At 71.5% G+C, this 21,894-nt stretch carries 27 protein-coding genes; 19 read left to right on the forward strand and 8 right to left on the reverse strand.

Going from position 1 to position 21,894, the window contains the following annotated elements; all coding sequences use genetic code 11:
- Positions 1-102 precede the first annotated feature (102 nt).
- From DDE18_RS02550 to DDE18_RS02595, 10 genes are all read left to right on the forward strand, one after another.
- Complete coding sequence (locus DDE18_RS02550) at positions 103-300, forward strand: hypothetical protein (RefSeq protein ID WP_116570636.1); 198 nt, start codon at positions 103-105, stop codon at positions 298-300.
- Complete coding sequence (gene aceB, locus DDE18_RS02555; protein ID WP_245916399.1) at positions 297-1,943, forward strand: malate synthase A; 1,647 nt, start codon at positions 297-299, stop codon at positions 1,941-1,943. Before DDE18_RS02550 ends, aceB begins: the two co-directional genes overlap by 4 nt.
- Positions 1,940-3,193, forward strand: coding sequence for a DUF6986 family protein (locus tag DDE18_RS02560; protein ID WP_116570637.1), 1,254 nt, complete (start codon positions 1,940-1,942; stop codon positions 3,191-3,193). Before aceB ends, DDE18_RS02560 begins: the two co-directional genes overlap by 4 nt.
- A gap of 58 nt (positions 3,194-3,251) precedes the next feature.
- Positions 3,252-3,527, forward strand: coding sequence for a thiamine-binding protein (locus DDE18_RS02565; protein ID WP_116570638.1), 276 nt, complete (start codon positions 3,252-3,254; stop codon positions 3,525-3,527).
- A complete protein-coding gene (locus DDE18_RS02570) occupies positions 3,520-3,888 on the forward strand; it encodes a helix-turn-helix domain-containing protein (protein WP_116570639.1) in 369 nt (122 codons plus the stop codon). Before DDE18_RS02565 ends, DDE18_RS02570 begins: the two co-directional genes overlap by 8 nt.
- 107 nt (positions 3,889-3,995) lie before the next feature.
- Complete coding sequence (gene uraD / locus DDE18_RS02575) at positions 3,996-4,487, forward strand: 2-oxo-4-hydroxy-4-carboxy-5-ureidoimidazoline decarboxylase (RefSeq protein ID WP_116570640.1); 492 nt, start codon at positions 3,996-3,998, stop codon at positions 4,485-4,487.
- Positions 4,487-4,822, forward strand: a complete 336-nt coding sequence (gene uraH, locus DDE18_RS02580; protein ID WP_116570641.1) for a hydroxyisourate hydrolase — start codon at positions 4,487-4,489, stop codon at positions 4,820-4,822. Before uraD ends, uraH begins: the two co-directional genes overlap by 1 nt.
- 5 nt (positions 4,823-4,827) lie before the next feature.
- A complete protein-coding gene (gene pucL, locus DDE18_RS02585) occupies positions 4,828-5,748 on the forward strand; it encodes a factor-independent urate hydroxylase (protein WP_116570642.1) in 921 nt (306 codons plus the stop codon).
- 20 nt (positions 5,749-5,768) lie between these two features.
- Complete coding sequence (locus DDE18_RS02590; RefSeq protein WP_116570643.1) at positions 5,769-7,130, forward strand: 8-oxoguanine deaminase; 1,362 nt, start codon at positions 5,769-5,771, stop codon at positions 7,128-7,130.
- 1 nt (position 7,131) lies between these two features.
- Positions 7,132-7,875, forward strand: a complete 744-nt coding sequence (locus DDE18_RS02595; protein WP_116570644.1) for an IclR family transcriptional regulator — start codon at positions 7,132-7,134, stop codon at positions 7,873-7,875.
- A 38-nt stretch (positions 7,876-7,913) separates the two neighbouring features.
- Here DDE18_RS02595 and DDE18_RS23280 read toward each other — a convergent pair whose 3' ends face one another.
- A complete protein-coding gene (locus DDE18_RS23280; protein WP_211754370.1) occupies positions 7,914-8,576 on the reverse strand; it encodes a hypothetical protein in 663 nt (220 codons plus the stop codon).
- Positions 8,577-8,668: 92 nt separating this feature from the next.
- A complete protein-coding gene (locus DDE18_RS02605) occupies positions 8,669-9,691 on the reverse strand; it encodes a methyltransferase (protein WP_116570645.1) in 1,023 nt (340 codons plus the stop codon).
- An 88-nt stretch (positions 9,692-9,779) separates the two neighbouring features.
- Here DDE18_RS02605 and DDE18_RS02610 point away from each other — a divergent pair, with 88 nt between their 5' ends.
- Positions 9,780-10,922 (forward strand): response regulator transcription factor, encoded by a 1,143-nt coding sequence (locus DDE18_RS02610; RefSeq protein WP_116570646.1) that lies wholly within the window; start codon positions 9,780-9,782, stop codon positions 10,920-10,922.
- An 86-nt stretch (positions 10,923-11,008) separates the two neighbouring features.
- Positions 11,009-12,013, forward strand: coding sequence for a metallophosphoesterase (locus DDE18_RS02615; protein ID WP_116570647.1), 1,005 nt, complete (start codon positions 11,009-11,011; stop codon positions 12,011-12,013).
- Positions 12,014-12,053: 40 nt separating this feature from the next.
- Here the strand turns inward: DDE18_RS02615 and DDE18_RS02620 are convergent, their stop codons facing one another.
- Positions 12,054-12,437, reverse strand: coding sequence for a hypothetical protein (locus DDE18_RS02620; RefSeq protein WP_116570648.1), 384 nt, complete (start codon positions 12,435-12,437; stop codon positions 12,054-12,056).
- Between the two features lie 69 nt (positions 12,438-12,506).
- Positions 12,507-14,708, reverse strand: coding sequence for an MMPL family transporter (locus DDE18_RS02625; RefSeq protein ID WP_116570649.1), 2,202 nt, complete (start codon positions 14,706-14,708; stop codon positions 12,507-12,509).
- 178 nt (positions 14,709-14,886) lie between these two features.
- On the opposite strand from DDE18_RS02625, the gene DDE18_RS02630 reads away from it, so the two are divergent.
- Both DDE18_RS02630 and DDE18_RS02635 read left to right on the forward strand, forming a co-directional pair.
- Positions 14,887-16,023 carry a sensor histidine kinase gene (locus tag DDE18_RS02630; protein ID WP_116570650.1) on the forward strand — a complete coding sequence of 379 codons (1,137 nt, stop codon included), beginning with the start codon at positions 14,887-14,889 and terminating at the stop codon, positions 16,021-16,023.
- Complete coding sequence (locus tag DDE18_RS02635; RefSeq protein WP_116570651.1) at positions 16,020-16,676, forward strand: response regulator; 657 nt, start codon at positions 16,020-16,022, stop codon at positions 16,674-16,676. Before DDE18_RS02630 ends, DDE18_RS02635 begins: the two co-directional genes overlap by 4 nt.
- A gap of 9 nt (positions 16,677-16,685) precedes the next feature.
- Here the strand turns inward: DDE18_RS02635 and DDE18_RS02640 are convergent, their stop codons facing one another.
- Positions 16,686-17,174, reverse strand: coding sequence for a methyltransferase family protein (locus tag DDE18_RS02640; RefSeq protein ID WP_245916400.1), 489 nt, complete (start codon positions 17,172-17,174; stop codon positions 16,686-16,688).
- Positions 17,175-17,245: 71 nt separating this feature from the next.
- The gene (locus tag DDE18_RS02645; RefSeq protein ID WP_245916401.1) at positions 17,246-18,556 is read right to left on the reverse strand and encodes a glycoside hydrolase domain-containing protein; all 1,311 of its coding nucleotides are present in this window, start codon (positions 18,554-18,556) and stop codon (positions 17,246-17,248) included.
- 155 nt (positions 18,557-18,711) lie between these two features.
- Between DDE18_RS02645 and DDE18_RS02650 the strand changes: the two genes are divergently transcribed.
- The 4 genes from DDE18_RS02650 to DDE18_RS22750 all read left to right on the forward strand — a co-directional run bounded on the left by DDE18_RS02650 (position 18,712) and on the right by DDE18_RS22750 (position 20,962).
- Positions 18,712-19,569, forward strand: coding sequence for a slipin family protein (locus DDE18_RS02650; RefSeq protein ID WP_245916402.1), 858 nt, complete (start codon positions 18,712-18,714; stop codon positions 19,567-19,569).
- 106 nt (positions 19,570-19,675) lie between these two features.
- Positions 19,676-19,846, forward strand: coding sequence for a DUF1059 domain-containing protein (locus tag DDE18_RS02655; RefSeq protein WP_116570653.1), 171 nt, complete (start codon positions 19,676-19,678; stop codon positions 19,844-19,846).
- 123 nt (positions 19,847-19,969) lie between these two features.
- Entirely contained in the window at positions 19,970-20,719 is a 750-nt protein-coding gene (locus DDE18_RS02660; protein ID WP_165820990.1) for a class I SAM-dependent methyltransferase, read from the forward strand.
- A gap of 78 nt (positions 20,720-20,797) precedes the next feature.
- Positions 20,798-20,962: a hypothetical protein gene (locus DDE18_RS22750; RefSeq protein WP_165820991.1), complete on the forward strand. Its 165-nt coding sequence runs from the start codon at positions 20,798-20,800 to the stop codon at positions 20,960-20,962.
- 9 nt (positions 20,963-20,971) lie between these two features.
- On the opposite strand, the gene DDE18_RS02665 is transcribed toward DDE18_RS22750, so the two are convergent.
- Both DDE18_RS02665 and DDE18_RS22580 read right to left on the reverse strand, forming a co-directional pair.
- Entirely contained in the window at positions 20,972-21,199 is a 228-nt protein-coding gene (locus tag DDE18_RS02665; protein WP_116570655.1) for a hypothetical protein, read from the reverse strand.
- A 77-nt stretch (positions 21,200-21,276) separates the two neighbouring features.
- Complete coding sequence (locus DDE18_RS22580; RefSeq protein ID WP_133241134.1) at positions 21,277-21,474, reverse strand: hypothetical protein; 198 nt, start codon at positions 21,472-21,474, stop codon at positions 21,277-21,279.
- Positions 21,475-21,584: 110 nt separating this feature from the next.
- Here DDE18_RS22580 and DDE18_RS02670 point away from each other — a divergent pair, with 110 nt between their 5' ends.
- Positions 21,585-21,809 (forward strand): hypothetical protein, encoded by a 225-nt coding sequence (locus DDE18_RS02670; RefSeq protein ID WP_116570656.1) that lies wholly within the window; start codon positions 21,585-21,587, stop codon positions 21,807-21,809.
- The last annotated feature ends 85 nt before the right edge of the window (positions 21,810-21,894 follow it).

Here is a 21,894-nt window from a genome sequence, read left to right on the forward strand (position 1 = left end):
GTCGCGGAGGTGGCGGGCTCTGGAAGGGCCTTGCACCTTCCGTCTAGTAGATACTAGTATCCGCATAACGAAATCCGACCTCGTTCTCGTCGAGAGGTTCCCATGGCCAGTCCGAGCCCCGGCTACGCGATCCCCGTCCGGGTCGACACCCGCGCCATCTCGAGCGTCACGGGAGTCCTCGCCTTCCCCGGCCTGTTCCGGGGCATGCTGGACGCACAGGCCCGGGAGATCACCCAGCAGGTCAAGCTGGCCGGAGCCGTGGGACACGCCGCCTCGGGCGTGACGGAGGAGCGTCGGTGACGGCCCACGCCACGCAGGACGACGAGAGAGGAACCGAAGTGGACATCCGAGTGACCGGACACGACGTGACGGGTGGGGAGAAGATCCTCACCCCCGAGGCCCTCGGGTTCGTCGCCGAGCTGCAGGCGAGGTTCGGGTCGCGCCGCGACGAGCTCCTCGCGGCGCGCCGTACACGCCGTGAGCAGGTCTCCAGCACCGGGCGCCTCGACTTCCTCCCGGAGACCGCGGAGGTGCGCGAGGGCGACTGGCGGGTGGCGCCCGTGCCGGCGGACCTGCAGGACCGCCGCGTGGAGATGACCGGCCCCACCGATCGCAAGATGACCATCAACGCCCTCAACTCCGGCGCCCGGGTCTGGCTGGCCGACATGGAGGACGCCAGCACGCCCCACTGGGACAACGTCGTCGGCGGCCAGGTCAACCTCTACGACGCCATCCGCCGCGACATCTCCTTCACCTCTCCCGAGGGCAAGAGCTATGAGCTGCGCACCGACCAGCGGCTCGCCACGATCGTGATGCGCCCCCGCGGCTGGCACTTCGACGACCAGCACGTCCTGGTCGACGGCCGTCCGGTGGGGGGCGCGTTCGTCGACTTCGGCCTCTACTTCTTCCACAACGCCGCCCAGCTGCTGGCGCGCGGGTCGGGCCCCTACTTCTACCTGCCCAAGATGGAGAGCCACCTCGAGGCGCGGCTGTGGAACGACGTCTTCACCTTCGCCCAGGAGCGCCTCGAGATCCCGCACGGAACCGTCCGCGCCACCGTCCTGATCGAGACGATCCCGGCCGCCTTCGAGATGGACGAGATCCTCTACGAGCTGCGCGACCACATCGCCGGCCTCAACGCCGGCCGCTGGGACTACCTCTTCAGCGTGATCAAGTACTTCCGCGACTCGGGCGAGGCCTTCGTGCTGCCCGACCGCAACGTCGTCGGGATGACCTCGCCGTTCATGAGGGCGTACGCCGAGCTGCTGGTGAAGACCTGCCACCGGCGCGGCGCCCACGCGGTGGGCGGCATGTCGGCCTTCATCCCCAGCCGCAAGGACCAGGAGGTCAACGCCCGCGCGTTCGCCAAGGTGCGCGAGGACAAGGAGCGCGAGGCCGGCCAAGGCTTCGACGGCTCGTGGGTCGCACATCCGGACCTCGTGCCGGTCTGCCAGGAGGTGTTCGACCGGGTGCTCGGCGACAAGCCCAACCAGGTCGACCGGCTCCGCGACGACGTCGAGGTGACCGCCGACGACCTGCTCGACGTCGCCTCCACGCCGGGGGACATCACCCGCGCCGGCCTGCACGGCAACGTCGAGGTCGCGCTCCTCTACCTCGAGGCCTGGCTGCGGGGCAGCGGCGCGGTCGGCATCCACAACCTGATGGAGGACGCCGCCACCGCCGAGATCTCCCGTTCCCAGATCTGGCAGTGGGTGCGCAACGGCTCCAAGCTCGACGACGGCACAGTCGTCACCGAGGCGCTGGTCCGCGAGGTGCTCGACGCCGAGATGGAGCACATCCGCGAGCAGGTCGGCGAGGGCTTCGACGAGCGGCCGTTCGCCCAGGCGCGCCAGCTGTTCGAGGAGGTCGCGCTCGCCGAGGAGTACGCCGACTTCCTCACCCTGCCGGCCTACGAGGCCGTGGTGAGCGGAGAGAAGCCATGAGCGACCCCGACGTCCTGGCCGACCAGCTCGACGCGATGCTGGCTGCCGACGACGAGCGGCTCGCCGCGGCGTACCCCGGCGACCGCGGCGTCCGGCAGCCCGTCCACACCGTCTACGTGCCGGGCGACCGCTACGACGCCGGCACTGTGACGGCGTGGAGTGCTGCCGCGGTCGAGGCGCTCGAGCAGTACGGCGGGTCGCCGGCGCAGCTCGCCGACGCGACCGGCCTCGACGCCGGACTGGTCGCGGACCTCGCCGGCCGGGTGCGCGCGAAGCTCGAGCAGCAGCCGATCGAGGACCTGCGCATCGACTTCGAGGACGGCTTCGGTGCCCGCCCCGACGAGGAGGAGGACGCGGCCGTCGTTGCGGCCGCCCATGCCCTCGCCAAGTCGGTGAGCGAGGGGACCGCCGCGCCCTTCCACGGGATCCGGTTCAAGAGCCTCGAGGCGCCGACCCGGCGCCGGGGCGTGCGGACGCTGCAGCTCTTCGTGCGCGAGCTGGCCGGGGCCGGCGGCCTCACCGACGGCTTCGTGGTCACGCTGCCGAAGGTCACCTCGGTCGCCCAGGTCGAGGCCATGGTCGCCGCCTGCGCGCGGCTGGAGGGCGAGCTCGAGGTGGAGCCCGGGCGGCTGCGGTTCGAGATCCAGGTGGAGACGCCGCAGTCCATCCTCGGCGCTGACGGCACCGTGCTCGTGGCCGGGATGATCCACGCCGGCGGCGGGCGGGTCACCGGCCTGCACTACGGCACCTACGACTACTCGGCCTCGTGCGGCATCGCCGCGGCCTACCAGAGCATGGAGCACCCGGCCGCCGACCACGCGAAGGCGATCATGCAGGTCGCGGCCGCGGGCACCGGCGTGTTCGTCTCCGACGGCTCGACCAACGTGCTGCCGGTCGGCGATGCCGACGCGGTGCACGCGGCGTGGCGGCTGCACGCGCGGTTGGTCCGCCGCTCCCTGGAGCGAGGCTTCTACCAGGGCTGGGACCTCCACCCGGCTCAGCTGCCCAGCCGCTTCCTGGCTACCTACGCCTTCTACCGCGAGGGCCTGCCCACCGCGGCCGCACGGCTGCACGCGTGGGTGCACGGCGGCGAGTCCGGCTACCTCGACGAGCCGGCCACCGCGGCGGCGCTCGCCGCGTTCGTGATGCGCGGGGTCGACTGCGGTGCGGTCACCGCCGACGAGGTCGGGTCGCTGATCGGGATCGACACCGAGCGGCTGGCGGTCCTGGCCCGCCGGCGCGTCGCCTGAGACGAGCCCTGCCCGCTGGGGGTCCTCATCCCGGGCACGGTGCCCTAGCCTTCCCTGCATGCGCCTGGTCGCGGAGTTCACCACCGAGCCGTTCCACGGGGAGGGCGAGCCGCCCGCGCACGCCCTCGCCGCGCTCCATGCCGCCGAGCATGCAGATCTCGACGTGGAGTTCGGCCCGCTGGGCACCACGGTGCGCGGGGAAGGCGACCAGGTGGTGCACGCGCTGGCCGACGTGCTGCGCGCGGCGCTCTCCCACGGCGCCTCGCGGGTGACCCTCCAAGTGGAGCCCGCCGACGTGGACGACGACCCGGACGACGACGAGCCCGATGACTGAGCATCACCCCCTGCTCGACGCGATCGCCCCGCTGCTCGAGCGCATCGAGGGTGAGGTCGTCGCGGCCACCGCGATGCGCCCCGGCGACGTACCCCTCGTCTGGGAGGGGGAGACCGTCGCCGCCGTCCGGCTGCCCGCGGACGACACCGCCGGCGCCACCTCGCTCGAGGATCTGATCGAAGAGGTCGCCGTCGAGGTGGGCGCGCCGCTGGCCGACCTGCCGCGGGAGGCCAAGCAGCGCGCCGTCCGGCTCCTGGAGGAGCGGGGCGCGTTCGCCTACCGGCGCTCGGCCGAGACCATCGCCGAGGCGCTCGGCGTCAGCCGGTTCACCGTCTACAACTACCTCAACCGCGCCCGCTGACCCGCTGACCTGCACATGATTTCAACAAACTGTTGACGTGGCCCGGGTCGCCGTGTCAGCCTCGGTATGTCGGAACTCCCCTTCCGCATTCCGAAAGGAGCTGGTCGATGACGCTCGACGAGCTGAACGCCGCACCCGACGCCGAGCTGCGCGCCCTGCTGCTCGCGTGCGCCGACGTACCAGCCTGGGCCGAGGCGGTCCTCGCCGGACGCCCGTACGCCGACGACGCGGACGTCGTGGAGGTCGCCGACAAGGCTGCCCGTGAGTTCACGCCCGAGGACGTCGACCGCGCGCTCGCGGCCCACCCGCGGATCGGGGAGAAGGCCCAGGGCCGGCGCACCGAGGCGGCCTGGTCGCGCGACGAGCAGGCAGGCGTCTCCCGGGACGAGCAGACCCGGGCCGCGCTCGCCGACGGCAACCACGCCTACGAGGAGCGGTTCGGCCGGGTCTTCCTGATCTGTGCCACCGGGCTCTCGAGCGAGCAGATCCTGTCCGCCCTGCAGCGGCGGCTGGCCCACGACGACGCCACCGAGCAGGCCGTGGTTGCCGACGAGCTCCGCAAGATCGCCCTCCTCCGACTCCGAAAGGTCCTGGACTGATGAGCGCCATCACCACCCACGTCCTCGACACCGCCCTCGGGCGCCCGGCTGCCGGCGTACGCCTGCGGCTCGAGCGTGCCGACGGCTCCCAGACCCGCATCCTCGCCGAGGCCACCACCGACGACGACGGACGCGCCCGCGAGCTCGGCGCCGACCAGGTCGAGCCGGGCACCTACCGGCTGGTCTTCGACGTCGCGGCATACGCCGCCGCGACCGGCCAGCCCTGCTTCTTCCCGGAGGTCGCGATCACCTTCGCGCTCACCGACGCCACCCAGCACCACCACGTCCCGCTGCTGCTCAGCCCGTTCGCCTATTCCAGCTATCGAGGGAGTTGACCCCCATGCCCATCCGCCTGGGTCCCAACCAGTACGGCAAGGCCGAGAACCGTGTCGTCCGCGTCTACCGCGACACCGCCCGGCACCAGATCCGCGACCTGAACGTCTCGACGTCGCTGCGCGGTCGCTTCGAGGACGCGCACATCTCCGGCGACCAGAAGGACGTCCTGCCCACCGACACCCAGAAGAACACGGTCTTCGCGTTCGCGAAGAAGATCGGCATCGCCTCCGTCGAGGAGTTCGCCATCGCCCTGGCCGACCGCTACCTCGAGGCCGCGCCGGCGGCCGAGGGCGCCCGGATCGGCATCCAGGAGTATGGCTGGGACCGGATCCAGGTCGAGGGCGCCGGCCATGACCACGCCTTCGTCCGCTCCGGCCAGGGCGTGCGCAACACCGTCGTCAACGTCGACGGCCGCGGCGACGGGCGCGTCGTCCAGGTGGTCTCGGGGATCGAGGACCTGACGGTGCTCAAGTCGACCGGCTCGGAGTTCCACGGCTTCCTGAAGGACGAGTACACGACCCTGCCGGAGACGCACGACCGGATCCTGGCCACCTCGCTGGTGGCGCGCTGGCGCTACGACTCCGCGGCGATCGCCCGCGGCGGCATCGACTGGGACAAGTCCTACGACGGGATCCGCGCGCTGCTGCTCCAGCGGTTCGCCGAGATCCACAGCCTGGCGCTGCAGCAGACGCTCTACGGCATGGGTGAGGCGGTGCTCGAGGAGCACCCCAAGGTCGCGGAGGTGCGCTTCTCCGCGCCCAACAAGCACCACTTCCTCTCCGACCTCTCGCCGTTCGGGCTCGACAACCCGGGCGAGGTCTTCTTCGCAGCGGACCGGCCCTACGGCCTGATCGAGGCCGCGGTGATCCGCGACGAGGCCAGCGAGCCGGGCAACGCCTGGCACGCCGTCCCCGGCTTCTGCTGAACGGGACGGGAAGGCCAGCCATGCACGAGCAGTCACTGGTGATCGACGGGGCCGCCGTCGCGACGCTCGACGCCGGCCGCCGCGAGCTCACTCGTGGCCACGTCGTGGTGCAGGGCAGCCGGATCGTCGCCGTCGGCGAGGGCCCGGCGCCGGCGTACCCCGGACCCCGCGTGGTCGACGCCCGCGGCTGCCTGGTCACGCCGGGCTTCGTCAACACCCACCAGCACCTCTACCAGTGGGTCACCCGCGGGCTCGCTGCTGACGCGACGCTCTTCGAGTGGCTCACCACGCTCTACCCCGTGTGGGCGGGCATCGACGAGGAGGCGGTGTACGTCGCGGCGCAGGCCGCGCTCGCCACGCTGGCCCGGTCGGGCTGCACCACGGCCGCCGACCACCACTACGTCTTCCCGCGCGAGGGCGGCGATGTGCTGGCCGCGGAGATCCGCGCCGCCGCCGAGGTGGGCCTGCGGTTCCACCCGGCGCGCGGCTCGATGGACCTCGGCGCCAGCCAGGGCGGGCTGCCGCCCGACTCGGTGGTGCAGGACCGCGACGAGATCCTTGCTGCCACCGAGGCCGCCATCGACCGCTGGCACGACCCGTCGCCGGGCTCGATGCTGCAGGTGTCGGTGGCGCCGTGCTCGCCGTTCTCGGTGACCGCTGACCTGATGCGCCAGGCCGCCGAGCTGGCGCGGCGCCGCGGCGTACGCCTGCACACGCACCTGGCCGAGACCACCGACGAGGCGGACTGGTGCGCCGAGCGGTTCGGGTGCACGCCCGTGGAGTACGCCGAGCAGCTCGGCTGGACGGGCGCCGACGTGTGGTTCGCCCACGGCATCCACTTCGACGACGCCGAGGTGAAGCGGCTGGGGAGCTCGGCGACGGGCGTGGCGCACTGCCCGAGCTCCAACGCCCGGCTCGGTGCCGGGATCGCGCGCGCAGCAGCCCTCTGCGCGGCCGGTAGCCCGGTCGGCCTCGGGGTGGACGGCGCGGCGAGCAACGAGGCGGGCTCGCTGCTGGAGGAGGCGCGGCACGCGGTGCTGTTCGCCCGCGCCCGAGGCGGCCCGCGGGCCCTCGGCGTCCGCGACGCCCTGGAGATGGCGACCCTGGGCGGCGCACGGATCCTCGGCCGGGACGACGAGCTGGGCTCCCTGGAGGTCGGCAAGCTCGCCGACCTCGCGGTGTGGCGGCTCGACACCCTCGCCCACGCCGGGATCGAGGACCCGGTGGCAGCGCTGGTGCTCGGCTCGCCGCCGCCGCTGGAGCTGTTGCTGGTCAACGGCCGGCCGGTCGTCGAGTGCGATCGGGTCGTCACCCTCGACGAGTCGGCGCTGGCCGCCCAGGTGGCCGCCGTGCAGCGGGCCCTGGTGCGGAAGGCGGGCTGACATGCCTCCCCGCGCCGCTGGCGGACACACCAGGGTCCAGTCGCTCGACCGGGCCCTGGGCCTGCTCGACCTCCTGGCCGACGCCGGACGACCCCTGGGCCTCTCGGAGCTCGCGTCGGCCGGCGGCCTGCCCGTCTCCACCACTCACCGGATGCTCGCCTCGCTGACCGCCTCGGGTCACCTGCACCAGGCCCCCGACCGCCGCTACCGGCTGGGCCCGCGGCTCGTCGCGCTGGGCGGCGCTGCGATGCTCCCGGTGGGCCCGGACGTCCCCGCGTGGCTCAGCCAGCTCGTGGCGAGCACCGGCGAGACCACCAACGCAGCCACGCTGTGCGGTGACGCGGTGCTGTTCGTCGCGCAGGTCCAGTCCGCACAGGCCATGCGCACCTCGACCGAGGACTACCGCCGCACGCTGCCGCACTGCTCGGCCGTCGGCAAGGCGCTGCTGTCGCTGCTGCCCGACTCCGAGGTGGTCTCGCTCGCTGACCGCGTCGGCCTGCCGCGGCGTACGTCCCGCACCATCGACAGCGTCGAGGGCCTGTTGTGGGCCGTCGCCCAGGTGCGGCTGTCCGGTTACGCGGTCGATGACGAAGAGGAGGAGTACGGCGCGCGCTGCGTCGCCGTGCCCGTGCCCGCGGCGCCGTTCCCGCTCGCGGTGTCGGTCTCCGGGCCGACGAGCCGGGTCACCCCCGAGCGCGTCCCGGCGATCGCCTCCGAGCTGGCCCGAGTCGTCCGCGCTGCCTGAAGTCTCAGCGGATGTCGGGACACCCCCGCAGACCCAGGTCAGCGGACGGGCTGGCGCACCGGTGTGCCGGGGAAAGCTGCATCCACCCGGTCCGGCGGGGGACAGGCGGCGATGCCCACTTCGAGCAGGGCGCGCAGCCGTCGATCACGGTCGGGGCTGCCGCTTGCCACGATCCCTTCGACGGCCCAGCGGACCATCGTCGGGGCACAGGACTTGACGAAGGCCTGGGCGCTGGTCCGTCGTCGTGTCCGGAGCCGCTCGACCCAGGCGACCGCGCCGGGGACCTGGTCGAGCGCGATCCGAGCCTGCCGCCGGGTCGAGGCCAGATCGGGCGCGTCGGCACACAACCTCTCGGCGTGCAGCAGACCCGCTGACAGCACCCGCTGGGCACTCTCGGGGACGTCGAGGATGGGACTCGCGGCGACGGCCACGGCCACCGTGAGCCACGTCCGGTCGTCCCCGCGACGGCCGACGACCGAGGGGATGAGCGGCGCCAGCTGCTGACGGGCGGCGTCGCTGGTGTGGTCGTTGACCTCCCTCGCCAGCTCCGCGAGCAGGGGATGAGTGCACGCGGGGTGGTCGCTCCACCGCTCACCAGCGAGCACCGAGGCGAGCTCCATGAAGCACGCTCCACGTCGGGGCGTGCGGTGTCGGCCACGTGACAGGACCGGGATGCCGTCGGGAACAGTCGAGGACTTCATCGCAACCTCCTCCCTCAGGATGCGCCGACGCGAGGGTTCCAGCAACCCCCGAGGGAGGCACGATCGGCCACGCCCGTTCTGGGGACGTCACGTCAGACGGCCTCGCCGATGACCAGGCTGATCGGTCCGGCGAGCTGGGCATGACTTGTGAGCCTCCAGCCGGTGGCCGTGAGCCACTCGCCGCCCTCCTCGACGCCGTAGACGTCGCCGTCGTTGACGTGGATCGCGAACTCGCCCGCCATGAGCGCCGCGGGCAGCGGCTGGGTGTGGGTCGGGTCGGTCCAGAAGTCGGCGATCAACACCCTGGCGCCGGGCTCGGCCACCTCCCGGATCCGCTGGAGGATCGCGCGGTTGGTGTCCGGGGTGAAGTAGTGCACGAGGTTGGCGAGCAGGAAGGCGTCGTAGCCGCGGGGGAGCTCGTCGACGAGGACGTCGCCCTCGCGGACATCGACGCGGTCGCCGTACGCCGTGGCGCGCAGCGCGTCCCGGGCGACGCGGGCCACCTCGGGGATCTCCAGCACCGTCGCCGTGAGTTCGGCGTCGGAGGACGCCAGGGCGACCGACCAGGAGCCGGTGCCCCCGCCGATGTCCAGCACCCTGCTCGCCGCCGGCAGCGCGGCGGCCGCGGGCAGGGCGTGGCACGCGGCAGCGGTGGCCGCGGCGATGCCGGCGGACATGACGGGCACCAGCTCGTCGTCGATCTCGAAGATCTCGTGCGTGGGCCGCCCGCGGCCCAGGGCTCCGGCCAGGTCCTGCCAGGCGGGATAGCTCAGCCGGTCCCAGAACCTGAGGAGGGGCCGGAGGTCGGCAGGGGTCTGCCCGGACAGGAACGTGGCCGCCGCCGCGCCGTTCGCGTAGTGGTCGCCGTGCCGCTCCAGCAGGCCGATCGCGACCATGGCGTCCGCGCTGATGCGCGCCGTACGCCGCGTCAGACCGGTGCGCGCGGCCAGCCCGTCGAGGTCGACCGGACCCTCGCCCAGGGCCTCGAACAGGCCGAGCTCGGAGGCCGCGAACAGGTGCTTGCTGGCCATGAAGCCCTGGGCGATCGCAAAGATCCGATCGGGCGTGACGACATCCTCGGCTGCCCGAGTGGGGGGTTCGTGTGTGGTGGTCATGCCACCCAGCGTGAGCGGGGCTTCCCGCGGCCGCCATCCCACGATTCTGGGGATGCCGCCGCGCACCCATCCCGCCGTACTCTCAAACATGGGCTCAGCATTGGAGCCGCGAGCTCGCGAGGAGATCGAGCACGTGCGCTCGCGTGGACTGACGTGGGTGGACTACAGCGCGGCCGTCGCCGAGGTGCTCGCGCCAGTCATCCCGTTCGACGCCTACTGCTTCCACACGATCGACCCGGGAACAATCCTGTTCACCGGCAGTGTCAACCGCAACGTCGCCTGCTCGGGCTCCTGGCTGGCCCACCACGAGTATTTCATCGAGGACGTCAACAAGTGGTCCTTCCTCGCCCGCAGCGGCCGCATCGCCGGCGCCACCAGCATCGACAGCCATGGGGAGCTGTCCCGCTCGACCCGGCACCGGTCCCACGAGAACTACGGTTTCGGCGACGAGCTGCGCGTGTCCCTCGTCGTCGATGGCCTCTACTGGGGAGCCGCGGCGTTCCTGCGCGGCGCCGACGAACCCTGGTTCACCGACACCGACGTGCGCGCCCTCACCGCGTTGGCTTCCCCGATCGCAGCCGGCCTGCGGCGCTCCCTCCTGGCGCAGCCGATCGCGCCCCACACAGGTCGCCCCGTCGAGCACGGCCCGGGCGTCGTCGTCTTCGACGAGCATGGCCAGCCTGAGTCGATCTCCACGGCCGCGGAGCGCTGGATCGAGGAGCTGGTCGAGGAGCCTCCGCCGAGCACGCCGAGCGATTCGAAGACCGTGCAGGCGGTCGCGGCCCGGGCCCGCGCCATCGCGCCGGGCAACGACCCGCTCGAGCTGGCCGCCCGGGCCCGGGTCCGCACCCGCTCCGGCACCTGGCTGCTGCTCTACGGCACCCGGCTGAGCGGGGACTCCGACGGGCGGACCGCGGTGATCATCCATCCGGCCACCCCGCAGGACGTCGCACCCGTGATCGCCCTGTCCTACGGCCTCACCGAGCGGGAGTGCCAGGTCGCCATGCAGTGCGTCCAGGGACGGGTCACCAAGGAGATCGCCCGCGCGTTGTCCCTGTCGCCCTACACCGTCCAGGACCACCTCAAGTCGATCTTCGACAAGACCGGTGTCCGCAGCCGGGGCGAGCTGGTCGGTCAGATCTTCCTCGACCACTACGCGAGCCGGTGGGAGGCGCCGGAAGCGGCGCCACCTGGCCTGCTGGTGCGAGGCATCTCGCCGAACGGCGTGTGACGCCAAGGCGCGCAACGGCGAGCATGTCAGCGTCCGTTTGCCTCGACGTCGCCGCCCTGACGCGATGGCATGCCACGGTGACGCCCATGCGTCGCACCCACCTGTCCCTGGCCACTGCCCTCGCCGCCGTGGCGCTCGCGCCAGCAGTGACCGCCGCTGCCGACACCGGCAAGGACGACCCCTCCTCGTACGTCTTCGGCGTCATCGGAGACGTGCCGTACGGCGCGGACCAGGTGGCGGCGTTCCCCGGCTGGATCGACCAGATCAGCGCCGATCCCGATGTCCGCTTCGTTGCCCACGTCGGCGACATCAAAAACGGCTCGAGCGTCTGCTCAGATGAGTACTTCGACTTCATCCGGACTCAGTTCGACCGGCTCGACACGCCCCTTGTCTTCACCCCGGGCGACAACGAGTGGACCGACTGCCATCGGCTGAACAACGGGCCGTACGACCCCTACGAGCGCCTCGACGCGCTGCGGGCGACGTTCTTTCCCGAGCCGGGCGTGACCCTCGGCGCCCGGACCATGAAGGTCGACGCCCAGCCGGGCTTCCCGGAGAACGTCGACTGGCGCGCCGCCGAGGTCACGTTCACCACCGCCCACGTCGTGGGCAGCAACAACGGCATGTCCCCGTGGACCGGGGCGAGCGAGCCCAACGCCCGACAGGTCGCGGAGGTCGCCGCTCGCAACGAGGCCAACATCGCGCAGCTCAGGGAAGCCTTCGCCGAGGCCGAGCAGCGCGACGACCGAGCCGTGGTGGTCTTCCAGCAGGCCGACATGTTCGACCCCACATACACGCCGACCTTCGCCGACGTCTACGCCTTCAAGTCCTGGGTGCAGGCGCTCGTCGACGAGTCGGAGGCCTTCGGTCGGCCGGTCTACCTGATCGACGGTGACAGCCACGTGTACAACGTCGACCGGCCGCTCGCCGCGGGCTCGAAGTGGCTCGGGCTGTACGGCGTCGACGGGGCCGCAGACAACCTGACCCGCATCACCGTCGACGGCTCCAGCAACAACACCGACTGGCTCGAGGTGCGCGTGCACCGGAGTGGCTCCGAGGTCCTCACCTGGGAACAGGTCCCCTACCGTTGAGCGGCCGGCGGGTCGACGTACTCGATCCCGGCACCGGTGACTACGAGCTGCTGGCGACCGCCACACACAGGATGCACAGGGCCGCCGCCGCGGGGGTCATCACCGCCCGCTCGCCCTTGCTTCGGGACGCTGCATTCAGCGCGATGCCGATGAAGAAGTAGGCCGCGACGACCCAGCTGGCGGTGCGAAGCACCCCGTCCGGCGCCCTGGCCCACACGAGATCGGCCCGTGCCAGGACCACCACCGCTATCAGCGCGTAGACCAGGATCGAGACACCACTTCCGACGCGCAGCGCGAGCGGCAGGGTCCGATGCTGCCCACCCCATGCGAACCGCCCAAGGGGAGCGCCGAGAGCCAACGACAGCTGGAAGACCGACAGCACCGCCAGGATGAGACATGCCAGGAGGGCAGCGGTCGGGGCCATGCCCCGCATCCTAGGACCCCGTGCGCGTGGGGTGGCCCAGGTCGGGGTGGCGACCTGGTTCGACCCCGGTCATGCCACGGCCGCAGCCCGTCGGTCGTCGGTCTCGGCTGGGCGGGTGGTGCCGGTGGGGTGCCGGCCGCCGGGGAGCGCTCTGTCGAGCCAGCTCGGCAGCCACCAGTTCGCGTGGCCGAGCAGGTTCATGGTGGCCGGCACCAGGACCAGCCGGACGACGGTCGCGTCGACCGCGATCGCGGTCGCCAGCCCGAGGCCCATCATCTTGGCGAGCGGGTCCTCGCCGAGGACGAAGCTGCCGAAGACGGCCACCATGATCAGCGCTGCCGACGTGATGGTCCTGGCCGTCCCCGCGAGTCCCCGCACGACCGCCTCGTCGTTGTCCCCGGTGAGCAGGTACTCCTCCCGCACCCGCGACAGCAGGAAGACCTCGTAGTCCATGGAGAGTCCGAACAGGATGGCGAACATGAACAGGGGGATGAACGACAGGATCGGCACGGTCGACTCCAGCCCGATCAGGTCGGCGCCCCAGCCCCACTGGAAGACCATCACCATCACGCCGTACGCCGCCCCGACGCTGAGCAGGTTCATCACCGCCGCCTTGAGCGGCACCACGACGGACCGGAACATCACGAGGAGCAGCAGGACCGACAGCAGCACCACGGCCGCGATGAACCACGGCAGGCGCTCCTGGACGCGGTCGCCCAGGTCGGAGAAGACGGCCACCTGCCCACCGACGTGCGCCCGGGCGGGGCTGTCGGCCAGGACGTCGGGCAGCACCTCGGCGCGCAACCGCGCGATGGTGTCGCGCGTGGCCTCGGCCTGCGGGGACGTGGTCGGCTCGGCCACCAGCACGGCGATGCCCTCCGCGCTGACCCGGGCGGGTGCGACGCCGGCAATGCCCGGGTCGGCCGCGACTGCCTGCGACAGGGGCTCCAGGACCTCTGGGTTGCCCGCGACGTCCACGGCGATGACCAGGGGGCCGTTCGCGCCTGGTCCGAATCCGCTCTCGATGAGGTCGTAGGCGCGGCGCTCGGTGCGCGACTGCGGCATGGTGCCCTCGTCGGGGAAGCCGAGGCGCAGCGCGGTGACAGGGGCGGCCATGGCGACCAGCAGGAGCGTGGCACCGACGGTGTACGCCACCGCGTGACGGCCGACGTGCGCGCCCCAACGGCGCCACCGTCCGCTGACGGCCCCGGTACGACGCGCCCGGCGCCCGTTGACGCGGTGTCCCGCCAGCCCGAGCAGCGCGGGCAGCAGGGTGACCGACGCGAGCACCATCACCAGCACGATCCAGGAGATGCCGATCCCGCCGGCGGTGACGAACGGAATCCTGGCGACGGCCAGGCCGAGGATCGCCACGACGACCGTGCCGCCGGCAAAGACGACCGACCGGCCGGCGGTGGCCAGTGACAGGCCCACCGCGTCCTCGACGCTGCGCCCGTCGGCCAGGTGCTCACGGAAGCGGGTCAGCACGAAGAGGGAGTAGTCGATGCCGACGCCCAGGCCGACCATGGCCCCGATGACCGTGGCCCAGGCGGGGACGTCGACGCCGTACGCCAGCAGCGGCAGTGACCCGGCGCCGACGGCGAGTCCGACCAGCGCCGCGCCGATCGGCAGGCTCATCGCGACGACGGAGCCGAAGGCGAGGAGCAGGATCACGACCGCGGCCAGCAGGCCGAGGGCCTCGCCCAGGCCCGCGGGCGGCTGCTCGAACGCGAAGTGGAGGTCGCCACCGGCCTCGATCCGCAGCGACGTGCTGTCGCGCAGGTCGTCGAGGACCGCCTCGAGCCGCTCCAGGTCGGCGGCCGACAGGTCCTCCCGCTCCGGGTACTGGACCCGGACCAGTGCGACCGTCCCGTCCGGCGAGACGACGCCGGAGTCGACGGCCGCCTGCCTGCCCTGGTCGAGGGCGCCGGACGGGTCGCTGGTGCCGAGCACGTTCGGCAGTGCGGCCACCGCGGCCTGCACCTGCGCGACCCCGGCCCGTGCCTCGGTCGACTCGAAGAAGCCGGCGTCGCCCTCGCTAGGGGCCAGCACCACGTCGGCGCCGAGCCCCAGGTCATCGTCGCCGGCATGCTCCAGCAGCTCGCTCGCCGCGTGGGAGTCGAGGCCGGGTGCCTCGAAGGGGTCGTCGAGCTCGCGCCCGAACCCGGCCGCCGAGGCGAGGACGATCAGGCACATCGCGAGCCAGCTCGCGATGACCACCCACGGGCGGCGGGCCGCGAGGCGGCCGAGCCGTTCGAGTGCACGGGACATGGGTGGTTCTCCTCCAGTGGGGGGCGGCGCCGTCGGCCTGCCCAGTGGGTCCACGGTCGCGCCGGGCGGGGTCCGGGCACATCGGACCCGGGGCCGGGACCAGACCGTCCGTCTGACCGAGGGCGGATCAGACTTTCGGCCGGTCACAGCAGGGGCGGACGTTCCCTAGGGTGGGGAGGTGACCTTCCCGTGGCAGTCCTTCCTGGATGAGCCGCGCGTCCCCGTCGCGGCGGAGCGGCGACGGTGGGACTGGCTGCTGGTGGCCCTCGTGGTGGTGGGAGCCACCCTCGAGGCCACGCTGCGCGACGACCTCCCGCTGCCCGTGCTGTCGTGGCTGGTGACGGTCGGGCTCTCGCCCACGCTGCTGTGGCGTCGTAGCCGCCCGCTCGCCATGGTGCTCATCGCCTTCGGGGTCGCCATCGGCGTGGACGTCGGGTCGCTGGTGGCTGGTGCGCCGGCCATGGAGATGGTGTCGGCGGTCTGGTTCATCCTGCTGCCCTATGCGCTGTTCCGGTGGGGGTCAGGGCGTGAGGCAGCAGTGGGCATTGCCGTCATCCTCAGCGGCGCCGTGATGGGGCTCGTCGTCGGCTGGACGGGAGTGGGGGACGCGATCGGCGGCAGCGCGGTGCTCCTGAGCTCGGTGGCCCTCGGCGTCGCCGTACGCTCCCAGCACGGCGCGCGCGACCGCCGGCTGGAGCAGGCGAAGGCGGACGAGCGGGTCCTCATCGCCAGGGAGCTGCACGACACGGTGGCCCACCACGTCTCCGCGATCGCCATCCAGGCGCAGGCCGGGCGGGCGCTCGCCGTCACCAGCCCCGAGGCATCGGTCCAGGCGCTGCGAGTGATCGAGCAGGAAGCCTCACGCGCACTCGGCGAGATGAGGGCCATGGTGGGAGTGCTGCGCAACCAGGCGGCTGCGGAGTACGCGCCCCAGCCCGGCGTCAAGGACCTCGAGCGGCTGGCGGCAGCTGCCGCGAGCGGTCCTCCGGTGCGGGTCACGCTGACCGGAGACCTCGACGGGCTGCCCGCGGCAGTCGACGCCGCCGTCTACCGGATCGCGCAGGAGGCCGTCACGAACGCGCGGCGGCACGCCCATCACGCCACCGCGGTGGACGTCCGCGTCGCAGGCGGCGACGACAGGGTGACGCTGACCGTGCACGACGACGGCGAGCCGGCCAACGCCACCGGACGCGGGTTCGGCATCACCGGCATGGTCGAGCGCGCCGCGCTGCTCGGCGGGACCTGCCGCGCCGTCCCACGCCAGCAGGGCGGGTGGGCCGTCGAGGCCACCCTGCCCAGGGCGGTGCCGCAATGACCATCAGGGTGCTGGTCGCCGACGACCAGGACCTGGTGCGGACCGGGCTGCGGCTGATCCTCGGCACCCTCGACGGCATCGAGGTCGTGGGGGAGGCGCGGGACGGGCGCGAGGCCATCCGGCTGGCGCGCGAGCGCCGCGCCGACGTCTGCCTCATGGACATCCGGATGCCGGTCCTCGACGGCGTGGAGGCGACCCGGCAGCTCGCCGGGCCGGGCGTCAAGGACCCGGTGGCCGTCGTCGTCATCACCACGTTCGACCTGGACGAGTACGTCCATGGGGCCCTGCAGGCCGGCGCCACCGGCTTCCTGCTGAAGGACGCCGGACCCGAGCTCCTCGGCGAGGCCATCCGGGCCGCCATGCGCGGCGACTCGCTGATCTCACCCAGCATCACGCGCAGGCTGCTGGCGTCCTTCGCGGGAACCGGCCGATCCACCCCGCCGGGACAGCCGGTCGCCCCGCTCACTGACCGCGAAGAACAGGTGCTGCTCACCCTCGCCCGCGGGCGCACCAACGCCGAGATCGCCGAGGAGCTGCACATCAGCCTGAGCACCGTGAAGACCCATATCGGGAGCCTGATGGCGAAGCTCGGCGCCCGTAACCGGGTGGAGGTCGCGATGTGGGCGTACGAAACCGGTCGGGTCACCGATTGAGCTGGACTGTCACACTGACGGCCGCCGGGAGGGGATGACAGACCTGTGGTCGAGCCAGCGCGGCACCGTCGCGCGGTAGATCTCGTAGTCGGCTCCGAACCTGGCCTTCAGGGCGGATTCCTCGGTCGTGATCTGGAGCCGGTCGATGGTCGCCACGAAGCCGGCCAGAGGCAAGAGGGCGGCCCATGAGCCTCGCCGGATCGCGTTCGCCGCCAGGAGTCCCGCCATCCCGACGTACATCGGGTTCCGGCTGATCGAGTTGGCGCCGGTGGTGACCAGGACCGAGGCTCGGTCCGGGTGGAACGGCTCCACGGTCGTGCCCCTGCGCCGGAACTGGTTGGCCGAGGCTCCCGCCAGTGCCGTGGACGCCAGGGCGATGGTGATGGCCGCGCCCGTTCGACGCGCCGTCGGTGTCGGCGCGCCGGGGGTGAGCGCACGCTGGGCCAGGGCCGCCGCCAGCGCCCACAGTGGGGGAGGAACGCGGATCACAGATGCCACTCTGCCGCTCCTGTCAAGGCGGTCGAGAGGCGCTGCGGTCGGTTCGCCCGGATTGGGGAGCCGTGAGGGGATCAGCAGCGGGGGATCGGCCGGCTGTACGACGTGGCGCTCGGCGTGGCGACGTGGCGGTCTGTCACGTAGGACCCGTCGAGCAGCCGGTCCCAGACCCGGGTGTTGCCCACCAGCGAGCCGCGGGTCTGGCAGTAGACCCGGGCCAGGGCGCCGGTGGGCAGCCGGCCTACGACGGGGTGGCCGGTGCCCGGGCCGGTGCGACGGTTCACGCCCTCAGCGGCGCGCACCTGGTAGGGGTATGAGCACCGGGGTAGCGGCGCGCTGTACCCGGTTTCCGACGGCGTGCTCACGTAGTGGTCGGTCACGTACGTGCCGTCGACCAGCTTGTCCCAGACCACCGTGCGGTCCACCTTCGAGCCCGGGGTCTGGCAGACCACCTGCACGGTGCTTCCCGGGGCGAAGGTGCGGGTGACCGGGCGACTCGCCGACGGGCCGGAGCGGCCGTTCAAGGGTGAGGCGCTGGTGACCCGATAGGGGTAGGAGACCGTTGCCACGGGCGCGTTGAACCGGTTGCTGTCGATGTTGAGCGTGACGCCACCGTGCGTCTCGTCGTGGTCTCCGCGGTACTGCTTGCCCCTCTGCCCTCGAGCCCAGGAGCTGTCGGGGACGCCGCTCCAGCCGAACAGGCCAGGGTCGCCGTCCCAGCGGGCGATCCACACCGCATCGGGGCGGGCGTACGACGTCGAGCCGTAGGTCTGCACCAGGTGCTCGGCGCCGTGGTGGAGGTTGACGTAGACACCGGACAGGTATCCGCTTCGATGCAGCTGCCTGGTCCACGCCGAGAGGAAACTCAGCACGGCATCGCGGCAGCGGGGGCGGGTCACGTCATAGGGCTCCACGTTGTAGTAGACGGCACTGCCCGGCCGCAGCCCCAGCGCCCTGGCCTTGGCAACCGCGTCCGAGGCGGCCGCGGCTCCCTGCTCGGCCGCGCGTGACGGCCTGATGAGGAGGTCGGTGGGGTCCAGCGTCGTGCACGGTGCCTGGCGGCCCTTGTAGATCGGCACCAGCCGCCAGCGCATCAGCGTCACCTCGCGCACCCATGATGCAGACAGGTTCGGCTGCAGACAGCTCCGGTTCACGCCTCCCATGTAGATGCCGACGGCGCGGTACGGCGACTCGCGCCAGGCCTGCATCGCCGCCAGGGACGGCGCGGTGCAGGTGTCGAACGCGTAGCCCCGGAACTGCGTGGAGGATGCCCCGAGGGGATACCGGACGGTGGTGGCCGGCTCGGCCAGTGCGGGAGGCGCGGCAGCCGCCGTGGCCAGCACCGTCGCGGCGATGGTGGCAAGGGTCGCGAGTCTGGTTCGCACGGCTTCCTCCCGGGGACGCCCGGATCCGGCATCCGTGATGTGGACGCCCTGCTGAGCCGGCCGGTTTACCGCCTGCGATGTCGAGGACACTGGCCTTCAGTCGCCGCGGGATCCCCTTCCCATGGCGGCGTACTCTCGAAGCGAGGCCCCTCCTCGTGACCGGAGTCGTCATGGACGTGGTGTTGTACGTGCTGGGGGCGCTGGCCCTCGGCGGGGGTGCGCTCTTCGGGGCCAGCGCGCGCGTGGTCCAGCAGATCGAACGCGGCGTCGTGTTCCGGCTGGGTCGCGCACAGCCGGAGCCGAGACGCCCGGGGTTCACCATGCTCATCCCGATCGTGGACCGGATGAAGCGCGTCAACATGCAGGTGGTGACGCTGCCGGTCCCGGCCCAGGACGGGATCACCAAGGACAACGTGACGGTGCGCGTCGACGCGGTCGTCTACTACCGGGTGATCGACCCGATCGGTGCGGTCGTCCAGGTGCAGGACTACGGCTTCGCGATCGCCCAGGTGGCGCAGACCTCGCTGCGCTCGATCATCGGCAAGAGCGAGCTCGACGCGCTGCTGTCCAACCGCGAGCGCCTCAACCAGGGCCTCGAGGTGATGCTCGACAGCCCAGCCGCCTCCTGGGGGATCGAGATCGACCGCGTCGAGATCAAGGACGTCGCACTGCCTGACTCCATGAAGCGGTCGATGTCGCGTCAGGCCGAGGCCGAGCGCGAACGCCGGTCCCGGATCATCACCGCCGACGGCGAGTTCCAGGCGTCCCAGAAGCTGTCGCAGGCAGCGACGGTGATGGCCGGAACGCCGGCCGCGCTCCAGCTGCGGCTGCTGCAGACGATGGTGGAGGTGGCGGCCGAGAAGAACTCGACCCTGGTGCTTCCGTTCCCGGTCGAGATGCTGCGCTACTTCGAGGCGATCGCTTCGGATACGCCGAGCGCAGCGCGAGCCCCCGCGCCATCCCCGGATGAGGCTCCTCCCGAGCCCGTCCCGGAGCAGCGCGACGCGCCATGAGACCCCCACGGCCAGGCCTCGCGACGCCGTCGCCGAAACCCCTTCTCACCACGTGCCACTAGTGGCACGCTGAGTTCAGGCACCAGCTCACGACAGGACGCACACCATGAGAGCACTGGACTGCCGCGCCCCCGGCACGCATGACGACGTGCACATCACGGCGGCAAGCGACGAAGAGCTGATCGCTCGGGTACAGGAGCACCGCGATCAGTATCACGACGACATCACCGACGACCAGATCAAGGAGCTCGTCGCCAGCGGCGCCTACGACGAGTAGCCAGAGTGTGGCGACATGGGATCTGCGTCCGTGATCAGGCGCGGGTTACGTCGCCTCGCGCGCCAGGTCGGGCCAGCCGACCCACGTTCACAGGCTCCCAGGAAAGAGAGCAAGTCCCCCTGGATGGCGCCTTCCTCGGCGCCTGGCTCACGAGTTGTCACCTCGCCCTTCTTCGACCGGTTTCCCCGTTTCTACGAGACCAGTCAGACGTTCGCATATCCGAGTCGTCTCAACCTGCGGCACGAGGCGATCTTCGGGGAGAACCGGGACGTCTTCGAGGGCCGTCGTGTGCTGGACATCGCGAGCCACGATGGCCGGTGGTCGTTCGCGGCCCTCCAGGCAGGCGCAGCGTCCGTGGTTGGCATCGAGGGACGCCCTGAGCTCGTCGACGCTGCGAACGAGACCTTTGCGCACTACAACGTCAGCCCGGAGCGTTACCGGTTCATCGCCGACGATGTCTTTCACGCGTTGGCCCAGGAACCTTGGGAGTTCGACGTCGTCTTGTGCCTGGGATTTCTCTATCACACGCTGCGGTACAACGAACTGATGGCGAGAATCCGGCGGTGCAACCCGACGTACTTGATCATCGACACTGAAGTTGCCGGTGACGGGCGCGCACTGGTTCGCCTCAGGGTCGAGGACGTCATGCCTCAGCGCAATGCGGTCAGGGATGAGTTCTCCTACCGAGACTCCGTGTTGAGCGGCAAGCCGTCGGTCAAGGGACTCGAGACGATCGTGGGCGCCTATGGCTTCCGTCTCGAGAGATTCTCCGACTGGGCCGGCCTGACGCGCGACAACCCCGAGAACGCGGACGAGTTCCAGAACTACCTCCGCGGCTCTCGGGTGACCGTGCGTTGCAGGGCGATCAGCTAGCCAGTTCACCCATCGCGGACACGTCCCCGGTGTCATGGCAGGGTGGCCGACGGGGCCGGCCAGTCCTATGGTGGGTTGATGGCCGAGGGAAACCTGGACGCAGCCGAGCCGGACGTCATGGAGCTGTTCGACAGCGACAGCGACGTCGGCCTCGTGTGCCGCGTGTGCGGGTCGCTGGTGGCCGCCGCCGGCGAATACCCGAGAGCGCACTGGGACTGGCACGAGGCCTCGAACGGCGCCTGACTCGAGGGCTCAGGCGCCCTGCCCGAGCGGCTCGATCTCCCCCTTCTCGACCAGCTGCTCCAGAGCCAGCGAGCAACCGGACTGCCATCGCCCGTCCCGGTCCTGGAACGAGACAACGGCTTCACCCGCGCACGGGCCGACCCCCTCGCCGGCGGACGCGTGGTGGGAACACTTCCCCTGTGCAGCGATCGAACCAGCATCATGGAGCTTCGCATCGAACGTTCTCGACGGATTCATGGGTCGACCTCCTCCGTCAAGTCTCCCACCTCGATCCGCTCCCATCGAGCGAGTCGCCGCACCGAAGGGCGCCCGTGTCAGGCTTCCCCGCCCTGGTCGGGGTCGTCGTACTCGTCGTGACGTTCGTCCTCACGCTCCCGGCCCTCGCGCGCGATCTCTCGGGCGCGCTGCGCGATCACCTCGGGGTCCTCGACGTCGTACAACTCCTCGGTGGCTCGCCGCAGCGCCCAGGTGGGGGGCGACGCGGTGGATGAGCCTTCGTCCGGTTGCGACATGTCTGCCTCTAATGCCCTGTCGGTGGGGAGTATTCGACCTTACGCTCCGCCGGCCCTGCCTGCGAGGTGCGTCAGAGGGCAGGCCGCCCTGGGCGGACTACCGTTCGAGCATGGCAACTATCGTGCTGCGTGTTCGGCTCCTCGGTGGCGAGCACACGGACCTGATCTATGAGGATCCCGGCCAGGCCGATGAGGATGAGATCGTCGAGCGGGTCATCGAGGAGCTGCGCGAGGAGTCCGGTGTCCTCCGCTGCCGCCACGGCGACCGGTTGGTCGTGCTCTACGCGCGCGGCGTGGCGAGCATCGAGGTGGCACCGCGAGGCGCGATCATCTGAGCTGGCCTGGCGCCGTAGGGGACGGGATGGCGCTGCTCGCACGTGCGTCCCGGCCGGCGAGCGGGTGGACAACCGATCCCCCGGG

This window comes from Nocardioides gansuensis, from assembly GCF_003076135.1.
Classification (GTDB): Bacteria; Actinomycetota; Actinomycetes; order Propionibacteriales; family Nocardioidaceae; genus Nocardioides; species Nocardioides gansuensis.

Coding starts and splice junctions, on each gene's coding strand:
- DDE18_RS02655 (WP_116570653.1), top strand. CDS start 19,676: ATGAGAGCACTGGACTGCCGCGCCCCCGGCACGCATGACGACGTGCAC.
- DDE18_RS02615 (WP_116570647.1), top strand. CDS start 11,009: ATGCGTCGCACCCACCTGTCCCTGGCCACTGCCCTCGCCGCCGTGGCG.
- DDE18_RS02660 (WP_165820990.1), top strand. CDS start 19,970: ATGGCGCCTTCCTCGGCGCCTGGCTCACGAGTTGTCACCTCGCCCTTC.
- DDE18_RS02590 (WP_116570643.1), top strand. CDS start 5,769: ATGCACGAGCAGTCACTGGTGATCGACGGGGCCGCCGTCGCGACGCTC.
- DDE18_RS02665 (WP_116570655.1), bottom strand. CDS start 21,199: ATGAATCCGTCGAGAACGTTCGATGCGAAGCTCCATGATGCTGGTTCG.
- DDE18_RS22750 (WP_165820991.1), top strand. CDS start 20,798: ATGGCCGAGGGAAACCTGGACGCAGCCGAGCCGGACGTCATGGAGCTG.
- DDE18_RS02605 (WP_116570645.1), bottom strand. CDS start 9,691: ATGACCACCACACACGAACCCCCCACTCGGGCAGCCGAGGATGTCGTC.
- DDE18_RS02570 (WP_116570639.1), top strand. CDS start 3,520: ATGACTGAGCATCACCCCCTGCTCGACGCGATCGCCCCGCTGCTCGAG.
- DDE18_RS02620 (WP_116570648.1), bottom strand. CDS start 12,437: ATGGCCCCGACCGCTGCCCTCCTGGCATGTCTCATCCTGGCGGTGCTG.
- DDE18_RS02595 (WP_116570644.1), top strand. CDS start 7,132: ATGCCTCCCCGCGCCGCTGGCGGACACACCAGGGTCCAGTCGCTCGAC.
- DDE18_RS02625 (WP_116570649.1), bottom strand. CDS start 14,708: ATGTCCCGTGCACTCGAACGGCTCGGCCGCCTCGCGGCCCGCCGCCCG.
- DDE18_RS02560 (WP_116570637.1), top strand. CDS start 1,940: ATGAGCGACCCCGACGTCCTGGCCGACCAGCTCGACGCGATGCTGGCT.
- DDE18_RS02635 (WP_116570651.1), top strand. CDS start 16,020: ATGACCATCAGGGTGCTGGTCGCCGACGACCAGGACCTGGTGCGGACC.
- DDE18_RS02670 (WP_116570656.1), top strand. CDS start 21,585: ATGGCAACTATCGTGCTGCGTGTTCGGCTCCTCGGTGGCGAGCACACG.
- DDE18_RS22580 (WP_133241134.1), bottom strand. CDS start 21,474: ATGTCGCAACCGGACGAAGGCTCATCCACCGCGTCGCCCCCCACCTGG.
- uraD (WP_116570640.1), top strand. CDS start 3,996: ATGACGCTCGACGAGCTGAACGCCGCACCCGACGCCGAGCTGCGCGCC.
- DDE18_RS23280 (WP_211754370.1), bottom strand. CDS start 8,576: ATGAAGTCCTCGACTGTTCCCGACGGCATCCCGGTCCTGTCACGTGGC.
- uraH (WP_116570641.1), top strand. CDS start 4,487: ATGAGCGCCATCACCACCCACGTCCTCGACACCGCCCTCGGGCGCCCG.
- DDE18_RS02565 (WP_116570638.1), top strand. CDS start 3,252: ATGCGCCTGGTCGCGGAGTTCACCACCGAGCCGTTCCACGGGGAGGGC.
- DDE18_RS02610 (WP_116570646.1), top strand. CDS start 9,780: ATGGGCTCAGCATTGGAGCCGCGAGCTCGCGAGGAGATCGAGCACGTG.
- DDE18_RS02550 (WP_116570636.1), top strand. CDS start 103: ATGGCCAGTCCGAGCCCCGGCTACGCGATCCCCGTCCGGGTCGACACC.
- pucL (WP_116570642.1), top strand. CDS start 4,828: ATGCCCATCCGCCTGGGTCCCAACCAGTACGGCAAGGCCGAGAACCGT.